The 13,069-nt window shown below is 69.3% G+C and carries 10 protein-coding genes; 7 read left to right on the top strand and 3 right to left on the bottom strand.

What is annotated here, in order from left to right; genetic code table 11:
- Positions 1 to 112 precede the first annotated feature (112 nt).
- Positions 113 to 2,647 (bottom strand): glycoside hydrolase family 9 protein, encoded by a 2,535-nt coding sequence (locus tag AB0J58_RS36855; RefSeq protein WP_364224579.1) that lies wholly within the window; start codon positions 2,645 to 2,647, stop codon positions 113 to 115.
- Between the two features lie 204 nt (positions 2,648 to 2,851).
- Positions 2,852 to 3,745 (bottom strand): glutathione S-transferase C-terminal domain-containing protein, encoded by an 894-nt coding sequence (locus AB0J58_RS36850; protein WP_364224577.1) that lies wholly within the window; start codon positions 3,743 to 3,745, stop codon positions 2,852 to 2,854.
- A 182-nt stretch (positions 3,746 to 3,927) separates the two neighbouring features.
- Between AB0J58_RS36850 and AB0J58_RS36845 the strand changes: the two genes are divergently transcribed.
- Positions 3,928 to 4,449, top strand: a complete 522-nt coding sequence (locus AB0J58_RS36845; protein WP_364224575.1) for an NADPH-dependent FMN reductase — start codon at positions 3,928 to 3,930, stop codon at positions 4,447 to 4,449.
- Positions 4,450 to 4,568: 119 nt separating this feature from the next.
- On the top strand, positions 4,569 to 5,075 hold the full coding sequence (locus AB0J58_RS36840; protein WP_364224573.1) for a flavin reductase family protein: 507 nt from the start codon (positions 4,569 to 4,571) through the stop codon (positions 5,073 to 5,075).
- 245 nt (positions 5,076 to 5,320) lie between these two features.
- Here AB0J58_RS36840 and AB0J58_RS36835 read toward each other — a convergent pair whose 3' ends face one another.
- Positions 5,321 to 6,379, bottom strand: a complete 1,059-nt coding sequence (locus AB0J58_RS36835) for a dihydrodipicolinate reductase (RefSeq protein ID WP_364224571.1) — start codon at positions 6,377 to 6,379, stop codon at positions 5,321 to 5,323.
- A gap of 298 nt (positions 6,380 to 6,677) precedes the next feature.
- Here AB0J58_RS36835 and AB0J58_RS36830 point away from each other — a divergent pair, with 298 nt between their 5' ends.
- From AB0J58_RS36830 to AB0J58_RS36810, 5 genes are all read left to right on the top strand, one after another.
- On the top strand, positions 6,678 to 7,574 hold the full coding sequence (locus tag AB0J58_RS36830; RefSeq protein WP_364224569.1) for an SDR family oxidoreductase: 897 nt from the start codon (positions 6,678 to 6,680) through the stop codon (positions 7,572 to 7,574).
- A 324-nt stretch (positions 7,575 to 7,898) separates the two neighbouring features.
- Complete coding sequence (locus tag AB0J58_RS36825) at positions 7,899 to 9,407, top strand: sugar ABC transporter ATP-binding protein (RefSeq protein ID WP_364224567.1); 1,509 nt, start codon at positions 7,899 to 7,901, stop codon at positions 9,405 to 9,407.
- A 100-nt stretch (positions 9,408 to 9,507) separates the two neighbouring features.
- Positions 9,508 to 10,515 carry an ABC transporter permease gene (locus AB0J58_RS36820; protein ID WP_364224565.1) on the top strand — a complete coding sequence of 336 codons (1,008 nt, stop codon included), beginning with the start codon at positions 9,508 to 9,510 and terminating at the stop codon, positions 10,513 to 10,515.
- A 207-nt stretch (positions 10,516 to 10,722) separates the two neighbouring features.
- Positions 10,723 to 11,787, top strand: coding sequence for an ABC transporter substrate-binding protein (locus AB0J58_RS36815; RefSeq protein ID WP_364224563.1), 1,065 nt, complete (start codon positions 10,723 to 10,725; stop codon positions 11,785 to 11,787).
- Complete coding sequence (locus AB0J58_RS36810; RefSeq protein WP_364224561.1) at positions 11,787 to 13,034, top strand: Gfo/Idh/MocA family oxidoreductase; 1,248 nt, start codon at positions 11,787 to 11,789, stop codon at positions 13,032 to 13,034. The genes AB0J58_RS36815 and AB0J58_RS36810 overlap by 1 nt, the downstream gene beginning before the upstream one ends.
- Positions 13,035 to 13,069: the final 35 nt, after the last annotated feature.

The raw sequence follows: 13,069 nt of genomic DNA, 5'->3' as shown, positions 1-13,069 counted from the left end.
CCCGTGAGGCTATATGTCATCGATTATATAATCCGTGATACGTCAAGGTTGATAACCACTGGGCATCGATGCAGATGCCCAGCTAGGGATATATGAGGTCATACCCTGCCGGTCACCTGCACAGGGTGCCGTTGAGGAGGAGGCGTTCCGGCTTGGGGTTGGGGCCGGGGGCGTCGGCGCCGATGAAGCCGAAGGTGACCGAGTCACCGGGGCTGATGGTCTTGTTCCAGCTGAGGTTCCTGGCGGTCACGGTCGCGCCGTCCTGGGAGATGTCGGCGCTCCAGTGCCGCCGGACGGTCTGGCCGCCGAGGAAGGACCACTTCAGGGTCCAGCCGTCGATGGCCTTGCTGCCGGTGTTGGTGACGGTGACCTGGGTGTTGAACCCCTCCGGCCACTGGCCGTGGTTGGTGTAGGTCACCTTGCACTCACCGGCGGCGGCGGGGGTGTCCAGGTAGGAGGCGATCCAGGCGAGCGGGGAGTTCCAGTTGATGGTCAGCTCGTTGGTGGACCACGACTCGATGTCGTCGATGTAGCAGAACTGGGGCGCGCAACCCCTGAGCTTGGCCTGGGCCACCGGGTCCTGAATGCTGGAGTTCGGGCCGCCGGCCAGGGTGCCGCGCGGCGGGTTGGGCAGGGACGGGTCGAGCTGGCGGGCGTACCAGCGGCTGTGCTGGTTCTTCGAGGCGACTTCGCCGTAGCCGGTCACGTACGACTGGTTGAGGGCGTTGCGCCCGAAGAGGTAGTCCAGCCCTTCAAGCACCCCCTCGTGGTACTTCGCCTCGCCGCTCAGGTCGTGGGCGACGGCCATCACGATCATGTTGTTGATCACCTGGTGGCTGGAACCCCAGTCGTACTCCGCCGGGTTGTAGGGAACGCCGTACGGGTGGGCCTTCTGGACGGCGAGATACTTGTCCGCGCCTTCCAGGACCGACTGGCGCACCCGCGCCCGGTCGGTGAGCGCGTTGGGCACGGCCGCCAGCTGCAGGCGGCCGAGCTGGGCGGTGTTGCCCCAGTCGAAGCCCCGGTCGCGCCAGACGTCGCCGGTGTGGTGCGGTGAGGCGAGCACGTAGTCCCTGAACTCCTTCTCGGCGGTGGTGAGATAGAGCTCGGCGGCGGCCCAGTAGAACTCGTCGGTCACGTTGTCGTCGTTGTAGGCGCCGCCGCCCACCCCGTCGGCCGGGTCCGCGTACCGCGTGGGGTTCGCCTTCGCCGCCGCCCACGCCTTCCTCGCCGCGGTGAGGTTGCGCGCGGCGAACGCGGCGTCGTAAGGGGCGAAGAGACGGGCGGCCTGGGCCGCTGTGGCGGCCAGGTTGAGGGTGGCGGCCGTGGAGACCGGGTGCAGCTCGCGTCGCTGGGGGTCCAGGTGGGGCATGAGGGGCAGGCCGGTCCACGCGGCGTCGTGGATCTTGTGGTGGGCCATTCCCGCGTACGGCTTCCCGTCGGGGACCTGCATGCTGAGCAGGAACTCCTGCTCCCAGCGGGCCTCGTCGAGGATGTCGGGGACCCCGTTCCCGCTCTCGGGGATGTCGAGGTCGCCGTCGGAGTGGACGCCGTCGGCCTTGGCGCGCTCGAAGGCGGACATCAGCTGGTGGACGGAGATGCCGCCGTTGACGACGTACTTGCCGTGGTCGCCCGCGTCGTACCAGCCACCCTTGACGTTCAGCGTGTAGTCGCAGACGCCCGGCTGGCAGGGCACCTCGACGTCGCCCTGGTTGGGGGCCACGCCCGCGTGCCCGGCGGGCCTGCCGTAGCCGGGGCGGAGGGTGTCGAGGATCGGGATGCCGCTGCGCTGGGTGTAGTAGAACTTCAGCGCGTCATTCCTGAGCTCGTCGTAGACACCGGCGCCGATGTCGAACGGGCGGCTGGTCTCGCCGTCGGCCTCCAGCGTGTAGCCGGTGCCGGGGGCGATGCCGGGGGCCGAGCCGAAGTCGATCGAGTGCGTGTTCTGGCCGGAGCTTCCGTCGACGCCGCGCGGGACGGTGTCGCCCTGCGCGACGAGCTGCCCGCCGCGCCGGAGCCTCCAGCCCACCGGCTCCGTCTCCTCGGTGACGAGCGTGGCCCTCTTCGGCCCGGTGGGCAGGTAGCCGACCATGTTCACCCGGACCCGGGGCCCGGTGTCCGGCCGGTAGACGTCGGGTTCGGCTCCGCCTTTCAGGGAGACGTCGTCCACGCAGAACCTCCACGGGGTGGCGCTGCCCCCGAGTTGGAACGCCACCTGTGCGCCTGGCAGGTCCACCGGTGAGGTGAAGGTGTAGCGGTAGTCGTTGCCCGACACGCTCAGCTCGGGGTTGGCCGACAGGTACTGGGTGTAGGGGTCGACCGGGAGCTGGACGAGGGCCCTGGCGACGCGGCCGGGCGTCGCGACGCCGAAGAAGGAGAACTCGTACGTCTCGTCCTTGACCAGGGGGATGTCGTTCTGGCCGACGATGACGTCCCACGGGTTGACGGTGCCACCGGGGATGTCCGCGCAGAGCCGTCCGGCCTCGATCTCCAGCGCGGTGTTGCCGGTGCTCCACCAGGGGGCGGTGCCGGTGTCGAAGGTGCCGTTGACGATCTGTTCGGGACCGTCCGCGGCGGCGGGCAGTGGGGTCAGGGTCACCAGGGCGGCGGCCGTGGCGAGAGCGAGCCAGGCAGGTGGTCTGATCACGGGGGGTCCTTTACGCAGGGGATGCGCCTCGCGGTGGGAGCGCCGGGTGGGAGCGTCCCTGTGGGAGCGCTCCCACCACGAGGATGTGCCGATGTTTCCAGCGCGTTTCGCCCGCAGTCAATCGTCCCCCCTCCGGGGCCGCCCGCTGACCGGGTGAATGACCGATTTGCCCGATGAAACTTTCAGGGCTTCCGGGTGACCGCGTCAGGGAGCGGTCCAGTCGATCTCCGGCCCCCGGGGCACGATCCCGCTCGGGTTGACGTTCGTCTGCGTCACGAAGTAGTGCCGTTTGATCTGGTCGAAGTCGGTCGTGTCGCGGAACGCGGGAAGGGCGTACAGCTCGCGGGCGTAGGCCCACAGGGCCGGGTAGTCGACGAGCCGTCGCACCGAGCACTTGAAGTGCGAGTTGTAGACCGCGTCGAACCTGGCGAGCGTGGGGTAGAGCCGCACGTCGCTCTCGGTGAGCGTGTCGCCATGCAGGCGGCGCCGGCCGGTCAGGCGCTCCTCCAGCAGGTCGAGCGTGGCGAACACGCCGGCGACCGCCTCGTCGTACGCCTCCTGGGAGCGGGCGAACCCGGCCCGGTAGACACCGTTGTTGAGGCCATGGAAGATCACTTCGTTCAGCGCGTCGATCTCCTCGCGCAGTTCCTCGGGGTAGAGGTCGGGTGCGCCCTCGGCGTGCCACGGTGCGAAGGCCGTCTCCAGGGTGAGGGTGATCTGCGGGTAGTCGTTGGTGACCAGGCGCTCGGCGGCGATGTCCCAGACACAGGGCACCGTGTAGCGGCCCTGGTAGCCGGGATCGGTCGCCAGGTAGAGCTCGGAGAGGTACTCCGCCCCCGTCACCGGATCGCCGCCGGGCATCCGCCAGCCCTTCTCGTCCCTGATCGGATCGACGATCGTCACCCCGACCACCTCCCGCAGGCCCAGCAACTCGCGGACGATGAGCGAGCGGTGCGCCCACGGGCAGGCGTAGGAGGCGTAGATCTGGTAGCGGCCGGGCTCCGGCGGATGCTCGCCGCCCGCCTCGATCCGCGTCGTGAACCGGTTCTGCTGCCTGACGAAGCGACCGTCGCCGGAGATCTCCTTTTCCAGCTTCATGGTATGACGGTACGGGATCTCGAATAGAACATGGTTCGGTTGAAGGGGGTCGCCGGAGCCGGGCCCTCCAGAGATTTCATGCAAAACAAGTAGGAAATATTGACTTAGTCTGGAGGAGTGCGTAACTTGTCCGGTATGAGCTGCTATCTGACCTGTTTCGACCAGAAAGCATCGGTGGCCTCATGAGCATCGTGACCGTGGTGGGAAACCCGCGACCCGGGTCGCGTACTCACGGAGCGGCCAACTCGGCGGCGGAGGCCGTGGCCCGGCGGATCGGGGTTCGGGAGGCTCCCGAGGTCGTCGATCTGGCGGTCCTGGCTCCGCTGCTGTTCGCCCCGGAGACGGCGCCGGAGGTGAGGGCCGCGTTGGAGCTGGTCGCGGGTGCCGATGTGCTGGTGGTGGCCAGCCCGACCTACAAGGCCACCTACACCGGCCTGCTCAAGACGTTCCTCGACCGGCTGCCGGGTGGCGCCCTGGCCTCGGCCGTCGCGCTTCCGCTGCTGGTGATGGGGGACGCCAAGCACTCTCTGGCGGTGGAGGTGCACCTCCGGCCGTTGCTGGTGGAGCTGGGCGCCGTCGTTCCCACGCCGGGCCTCGCGCTGCTGGAAACGCAGCTCGCCGACTTCGACGCGGTCCTCGGCCCCTGGGTCGAACGGGTCGCCCCGCAGGTGGCGGCGGCACTCGGGCAGCGGGCTCCCGCGTGACGCCGGGAAGAGATGGCGGCATTAATGGGTTCTGAGAAGTGTCTTTTATTCCTCGGAGGGGGAAAAGTGACCAAGTGGAGCATCTTGGCGGTACCCCACCCGTCCCTGGGAGAGGTGTCATGACCGAGACCCTGTCCGGCCGAGCGGTCGACGCGGAGCGGTTCCGGCAGGCGCTGGCCGTTCACGCGGCCGGGGTCGTCGTCGTCACGGCGCAGTTCGAGGGCGTACCGGTCGGTCTCACGGCCACCTCGTTCTCATCCGTCAGTCTTACGCCCCCGCTGGTCTCCTTCTACGTGGACCAGTCGTCGAGCACCTGGCCCTGGCTCCGGCAGGCCGATCACTTCGCGGTGAACGTGCTGGCCAGCGATCAGGCCGAGCTGGCCGCGCGCTTCGCGAGGAAGGGCGTCGACCGCTTCGCCGCACCCACCTCCTGGGTGCCGGGGCACCTGGGCGTCCCGCTGCTGGACGGTGTCTCGGCCCACCTGGTCTGTGCCACCCACTCCACCGTCGACATCGGTGATCACATCCTGGTCGTCGGACTCGTCACCGAGACGAGCCTCGAACCCGGCGGTCGCCCGCTCCTGTACCACCAGGGTCGTTTCGGGCGTTTCACCCCGCACTCCTGATTTTTGAGGGGAATTTCCGTTTGGTCGGGTAAGAGGATGTTCCATGAGCTCTGACCTTCGGTGTCCCGGTGAATTCGATGGCCGATCTCCGGATGGGTGAACACGGCGCGGGTGATCGACGCGTCGGCTGGGCGGAGAATCCGCTTATTTCGGCAAAAGTGTTAAATACCGGATAGCTCTAATCGGCGGCGGCGGGTTTCCCGGTCACGGTACGGCTCGCCCGCGCGATGCCCGGCGGTGCTTCCTCAGGCGAGGCGGACGGTGCCCCGGCCGGTCGTCAGGGGGAGGTCCAGGGCGGTACGGATGCCCGGTGGGGCGGCGCAGAGGGCGGCCACGGAGTTCACGGCATGGGCGGCCGCGCCGGCCAGCCCGTGGGAGATCTCGCTGACGGTGAGCATCAGCTGGGGCATGCCCTCGATGTGGACGCTGAAGCCTGGGTCGGCCCAGCGTGCCACCCGGGTGGCGTCGGCCTTGTAGACGCATTCCACGGTCATCAGGGGGCGGCCGCGGACCAGCCCGCTGAACATCCAACGGGAGGCGCACACGGTGCCCGCCCTGACCAGTCCCGCGGCGATCTCGAACTCCTCTGAGGCGAGTTCGAACTCGTCGCTCTCCTCGACCTCGTCGAGGGTCACGCCGAGGTTGTCGGCGACGAACTGGACGCTCTCGGCGAACAGCGAGCGCTGGAAGGCGCGGAAGGGGCGCACTCCGGTGGTGTAGTCCTTGGCCGAGCGGGTGAAGCCGAACAGGTCCACCACGATCTGCCGGGAGGGGTGGCCCCGGAAGTCGGACGACTCCCGGACGTAGATGTGGTCGACCCTGCTGGACAGGCCGGTCAGCGTGAGCGGCAGCATGTCGCTCATGAAACCGGGGTTGACGCCCGTGCCGTGCAGGGACGTCCCTCCCGCCCGGCAGGCGGCCTCCAGGCGGGTCACCACCGTCGGGCCATAGCACTTGGGGTAGACGAACCCGGTGGTGGTGACGACGTTCTTGCCGCTGGCGAGCAGCGCGCAGATGGTCTCCACGTCGTTCGGATGGCCCCCGCCGAAGTAGAAGGTCGGCAGCGGCATGTGCAGCACGCAGTCGGCCTCCAGGGCGAGGATCTCCTCGACGTCGTCGGTGCAGAGGACACCGGCCTCGGGAAGTCCCACGAGGAGCCCCGCGTCCCGTCCCACCTTGTCCGGGTCGTAGACCAGCACCCCGACCAGTTCGAACTCCGGCCGGGTGATGAGGCTGCGCAGGGAGTACCTGCCGACTGCGCCGGTGGCCCATTGGATCACGCGCAGGGGCGGCGATAAGGACATATGGGGCCTCCAGCCCGAATTGTTGGGCGGGGCCCTGTTGGGAAATGAGGGGTGTCATCATTGACCCTCGCCCGTATGGGGCAGAAACTTTAGCAGAAATTAACACGCTCGCTTACTATGCGCAATGATCTCCTATTTTTTGGTTACCGCCCTGGGGATTTTGGGGCCTTTATCCGAAAGGTGGTCGGCCGCTTCCGGGGGCGTCGCCGGAGGTCCGGGGCGCCCGTGATGGCATCGCCGGGGGCAAGCAAGCTATTGTTCAGAGGACTAGAATTATGTTCTCGTAGGAGGGTTGCGGATGTCAGAGCTGCGGTTTGACGGCAGGGTCGCGGTCATCACCGGCGCCGGACACGGTCTCGGCCGTTCGCACGCGCTGTCGCTCGCCGAGCGCGGTGCCAAGGTGGTCGTCAATGACCTGGGCGGGGCGCTGGACGGCACCGGGGCCTCCACCGGACCCGCCGCCGAGGTGGTCGAGCTGATCAGGAAGAACGGTGGCGAGGCGGCCGCCAGCACCGACAACGTCGCGACCCCCGAGGGGGCCAAGGCGATCGTCCAGACCGCGATCGACGCCTTCGGGCGGCTGGACATCGTCGTCAACAACGCCGGCATCCTGCGGGACAAGTCCTTCGGCAAGATGAGCGTCGAGGCGTTCGACCAGGTTCTCGCCGTCCACGTCCGCGGTTCGTTCCTGGTCAGCCGGGAGGCGTTCCCGTACCTCAAGGAGCAGGGGTACGGCCGGATCGTCAACACCTCCTCGCCCGCCGGGCTGTTCGGCAACTTCGGCCAGGCCAACTACTCCACGGCCAAGATGGGCCTGGTCGGCCTCACCAAGACGCTCGGTATCGAGGGGGCCAGGGCCGGGATCAAGGCCAACGCGATCGCGCCGGTCGCCTGGACCCGGATGACCGAGGAACTCCTCCCCGCCGAGTTCGAGGCCAAGTTCACCGCGGAGCGGGTCAGCGCCCTGGTGACCTTCCTGGCGCACGAGGCCTGTGAGACCAGCGGCGAGGTCTTCAGCGTCGGCGGCGGCCGGATCGCCCGGGTGTTCGTGGCCGAGGGGCCCGGCTGGCGGCAGGACGACCACACGGTGGAGGACATCCGCGACAACTGGCAGGCGATCCTCGCCGAGCAGCCGTACCTGACCCCGACCACTCTCGGCCAGCAGGCGAGCGCCTCCATGAAGGCCATGCTCTGACGCCGCGGGCCGCGTTCCGGCGGTCCTGAGGCTCAAGGGGCGCCCCCACGCCGGGGGCGCCCCTTCTGCTGTCCGCGCCGGGGACGGGGCCGGGACTTTTGCTGATTTCTGCAAAAGTCGACGGACTGTTAGTTAAAAGCTCTTCACAAATCCAGCCGAAGGGGGTTAGCTTCTGCACATCCCACTCCGGGCGAGGAGGTGCTGTGAGTCGGGTCACCACGGTCGCCGCGTGCGGAACCCGACCGGCTCGTCGAGCCGCACCTGGGCGGGTGGGGCCTGCGGCGATCACGTCCTCTCGGCCCGACGACGAACCAGTGAGGCCCCATGTCCGAAGCCACCCCCCTGCTGCGCATGCGGGGGATCGTCAAGCAGTTCCCCGGTGTGCGTGCCCTGGACGGCGTCGACCTGGAAGTGCTGCCCGGTGAGGTGCACTGCCTGCTCGGCCAGAACGGCGCCGGGAAGTCCACTCTGATCAAGACCCTGGCGGGCGCTCACCAGCCCGACGAGGGCACCATCACGTTGAACGGCGCGGACGTGCGGCTGTCGAGCCCGATCGCCGCGATCAGGCTCGGCATCTCCACGATCTACCAGGAGCTCGACCTGGTGGACGGGCTGAGTGTGGCGGAGAACGTCTTCCTCGGACACGAGCCGGCCCGGCTGGGGTTCGTCGGACGGGGGAGGGCGGCGCGGGCGACGCGGGAGCTGCTGGCCCGGCTGGGGCACGGTGAGATCCACCCGTCGACAGAGGTGGGACGGCTGTCGCCGGCGGCCAAGCAGGTGGTGAGCATGGCGCGGGCGCTGTCACACGACACCCGGTTGATCATCATGGACGAGCCGTCGGCGGCGCTGGCCCATGACGAGGTGGGCAACCTGTTCCGGATCATCCGGGAGCTGACCGCCCAGGGGGTCGCGGTGGTCTACATCTCGCACCGGCTGGAGGAGATCCGCGAGATCGGGGATCGGGTGACGGTGCTCAAGGACGGTCGCACGGTCGCGGTGGGATTGCCGGCCAAGCAGACTCCGACCTCGCGGGTGGTGGCGTTGATGACCGGCCGCGAGGTCGAGTACGTCTTCCCGCCGCGCCGCGCGGAACGCGTCGCGGGGGCCGAGGTGCTGCGGGTCGAGGGGCTCACCGTGCCCGGCGTCTTCGCCGACGTGTCGTTCTCGGTGCGGGCGGGGGAGATCGTGGGGCTGGCCGGACTGGTCGGCTCGGGCCGCTCGGAGATCATCGAGGCGGTGTACGGGGCGCGGAGGTTCTCGGGGCAGGTGCTCCTGGAGGGGCGGCCGGTGCGCGGGGGCGGTACGACGGGCACGGTCCGGCTGGGGATGGGGCTGGCCCCGGAGGAGCGCAAGGCGCAGGCCCTGCTGCTGGACCAGAGCGTGTCGCGCAACATCAGCCTGGCCAGCCTGGGCCGCTACTCGCGGCTGGGATGGATGGACCGCCGCCGCGAGGCCGCGGACGCGCGGGAGATGGTGCGGGCCCTGGACATCCGGCCGGCCGATCCCGAGCGGCCGGTCAAGACGCTTTCCGGTGGCAACCAGCAGAAGGCGGTGCTGGCGCGGTGGCTGCTCAACGACCGCAAGCTGCTGCTGCTGGACGAGCCCACCCGGGGGGTGGACGTGGGGGCTCGGGCGGAGCTGTACGCGCTGGTGCGGCGGCTGGCCGATGAGGGGATCGGGGTGTTGCTGGTCTCCAGCGAGGTGCCCGAGGTGCTGGGGCTGGCCGATCGGGTGCTGGTCCTGCGGGAGGGCCGGGTCATCCGCGAGGCCGGGGCCGGTGAGCTGGACGAACACGCCGTCCTCGACATGATCATGGAAGGAAGTGCCCTGTGACATCCCTGTCGACCGGGAGCACCGGGACTGGTGAAAGGAACCGGCAGGTCCTCATGAACGTCATCTCTCGTCGCTTCGAGAACACCCCGGCGGGGCTCCGGTGAAGTCGCCCGCGGACGAGCGCGTCGAGACGCCGGCCCGTGAACCCGCCGTGGTGAGCCCACTGACCCGTCTCGGGGAGATGCGCCACCTCGGGCTGGTGGTCGCGCTGGTACTGCTGGCGGTGGTGGGCCTGGTCACGGTGCCCGACACCTTCGCGACCACCTCCAATCTGGTGAGCATCCTGTCGCTGGCCGCGACCATCGGGGTGATCACGGTCGGCATGACCTTCGTGATCATCGGTGGGGGCATCGACCTGTCGGTTGGCGCGGTGATGGCGCTGGCGTCGGTGTGGGCGACCACGCTGGCCACCCAGTCCTACGGCCCGCTCGTGATGATCGTGTGCGCGGTGCTGGTCGGTACCGGGGCGGGCCTGGTCAACGGGCTGCTGATCTCCTACGGGCGGATGGTGCCCTTCATCGCGACGCTGGCGATGCTGGTGGCCGCCAGGGGACTGGCCCAGCGGATGTCCGACCGGCGCACCCAGCTGGTGCAGCAGGGCAACGAGATGATCGTGGAACTGTCGACGACCCGGGTGCTGGGCATCCCGCTGCTGGTCTACATCTTCGCGCTGGTGGTACTGGCCGGATGGGTGGTGCTGAACCGCACCACGTTCGGCCGGCGCACCTACGCGGTGGGCGGCAACCCCGAGGCGGCCCGGCTGGCGGGCATCGACGTGCGCCGCCACACGGTGTTGCTGTACGCGCTGTCGGGGCTGTGCTGCGGGATCGCGGCGGTTCTGATCATGGCCAGGACCACGACGGGTTCCTCCACGCACGGAGATCTGTACGAGCTGGACGCGATCGCGGCGGTCATCATCGGCGGCACGCTGCTGACCGGGGGGCGCGGGTCGATCATCGGATCGATCCTGGGTCTGCTGATCTTCACTGTGATCACGAACCTGTTCATTCTCAACGGGCTCAACACCAGCGACCAGCTGGTGGCCAAGGGCCTGATCATCGTGGTGGCGGTGCTGCTCCAGCGGCGCGCCCTCACCTCACGAACCTGATGCCGGTCCGGCGGATCTTCCGTATCCCGAGGTCAGGAGGCATCTCACCACGTTTCCGCAGCCTCGGGAGAGACCGGCCCGGCCGGCCCTCGCCGCGGCAGGATCCGCCGGACAGAGCCTGGACCCGCGTCCCGCGGACCGGTCAGGGGTCCGCGGGGCGCGCCACGCCTCCACCTCCCAGTTCCCCCCCCAAGAAGGAGCAGGATCATGACAGAGAAGGTCGCTCGCAGGGGTTTCCTGCTCGGCGGTGCGGTCATCGGCGCGGGTGCGCTGGTGACCGCGTGCACCGGCAACGAGGTGGCCGCACCGGCCGGCGCGGCGAGCTCGGCGCCGGCGCCGGCGGCCGCCACCGGCGGTAACGACGCGCCCGGCGACAAGGTGGTCATCGGCTTCTCGGCGCCCGCGGCCGATCACGGCTGGATCGCCGCGATCGCCAAGAACGCCGAGGCCACGGCCAAGCAGTACGCCGACATCGAGTTCAAGCCGGTCGAGCCGACCAATGACATCAACGCGCAGATCTCCGCGGTGGAGTCGCTGATCGCGGCGAAGGTCGCCGCCCTGGTGATCCTGCCGAACGACGGCCAGCAGCTCAACCAGATCGCCCGCCAGGCCTCGGACGCGGGCATCCCGGTGATCAACCTGGACCGGGTCTTCCCCGACAAGCTGTCGTACCGCACCTGGATCGGCGGCGACAACTACGGCATGGGCGTCGCGGCCGGCCACTACATCGGCAAGAAGCTCAAGGACAAGGGGGTGGCCAACCCGGTGATCCTGGAGATCCAGGGCATCGCGACGCTGCCGCTGACCCAGGACCGCAGCAAGGGGTTCGAGGACGCGCTGAAGACGTACGGGTTCGCGGTGACGGCCAAGCAGGACGCGCAGTTCACCGTGGAGTCGGGGACCAAGGTCGCGGCGAACCTGATGCAGGCGCACAAGAAGATCGACGCGATCTGGAACCACGACGACGACCAGGGCATCGGCGTGCTGGCCGCGATCAAGGAGGCCGGGCGCAGCGAGTTCTTCATGGTCGGTGGCGCCGGGTCGGCCAACGCGATGCGCGACATCAAGGCGGGTACGGGGGTGCTGGAGGCGACGGTGACCTACAGTCCCACGATGGCCTCCTCGGCGATCAAGCTGGCCCGCCTGATCGCCCAGGGCAAGGGGATGAGCGATCTGGTGGAGAACCAGGTACCCCAGTCGATCACCCTGGCCTCGGAGACGATCACCAAGGAGAACGTGGACGCCTACCTGCCGCTGGGATTCGAGTCCTGATGGCTCAGACGGACGAGGCCACGCCCGGATCGACGCCGACACCGGGGCCGGCGTCGGGAACGGCAGGAGGGGAACGCCCGAGGCTGGGCATCGGCATGGTCGGCTACGCGTTCATGGGCCGGGTGCACTCCCAGGCCTGGCGCAGCGCGCCGGCGTTCTTCGATCTGCCGGTCCGGCCGGTGATGGCGGCGCTGTGCGGCCGCTCGGCCGAGGGCACGGCGCGGGCGGCCGAGCAGATGGGCTGGGCGGCGGTCGAGACCGACTGGCGCGAGCTGATCGCCCGTGAGGACGTCGACGTGGTCGACATCTGCACCCCCGGTGATTCGCACGCGCGGATCGCGATCGCCGCGCTGGAGGCCGGCAAGCACGTGCTGTGCGAGAAACCGCTGGCCAACACGGTCGCCGAGGCCGAGGCCATGGCGGACGCGGCACGGGCGGCCGCGGCCCGCGGGGTCCACGCGATGGTGGCGTTCAACTACCGGCGGGTGCCCGCGATCGCGCTCGCCGCCCGCTGGGTGGCAGAGGGGAGGCTGGGCGAGATCCGGCACGTGCGGGCGCAGTACCTGCAGGACTGGATCGTCGATCCGGACTTCCCGCTGGTGTGGCGGCTGCGAAGGGAACTCGCCGGGTCCGGGGCGCTGGGCGACATCGGCGCGCACATCATCGACACCGCGCAGTTCATCACCGGTCAGCACCTGACGCAGGTCTCGGCGCTGACCGAGACCTTCATCACCCGGCGCCCGCTGGCCGAGACCTCCGCCGGGCTGTCGGCCGGCGTCGGCGGTGCCGAGACGGGGGAGGTGGACGTCGATGACGCGGCGCTGTTCATCGGCAGGTTCAGCGGTGGCGCGCTGGCCTCGTTCGAGGCCACCCGGTTCGCCACCGGGCGTAAGAACGCGCTGCGCATCGAGATCAACGGCTCGGCCGCCAGCGTGGCGTTCGACTTCGAGGCCATGAACGAGCTCTGGTTTCACGACCACGCCCTGCCCGCCGAGGAGGCGGGGTTCCGCCGGGTGCTGGTCACCGAGCCGGGGCACCCGTACGCGGGGGCGTGGTGGCCACCGGGTCACGGCCTCGGCTACGAGCACACCTTCACCCACGAGGTGAAGGACTTCGTACAGGCGATCGCCTCCGGCGCCGCGCCGTCCCCGTCGTTCGACGACGGGTTGCGGGTCCAGCGCGTGCTGGCCGCGGTCGAGCGCAGCGCCGCCGACCAGAGCCGGCTGACAGCGGTACGGCAGACGTGAGCGGGTCGGTCGCCGGTGTGGCGCACCGCGCGCGG

Source organism: Streptosporangium sp. NPDC049644, assembly GCF_040675205.1.
GTDB classification, from domain to species: domain Bacteria; phylum Actinomycetota; class Actinomycetes; order Streptosporangiales; family Streptosporangiaceae; genus Streptosporangium; species Streptosporangium fukuiense.
Note: the sequence above shows the minus strand (reverse complement) of the source record. Positions and strands in the feature narration are given on the sequence as shown.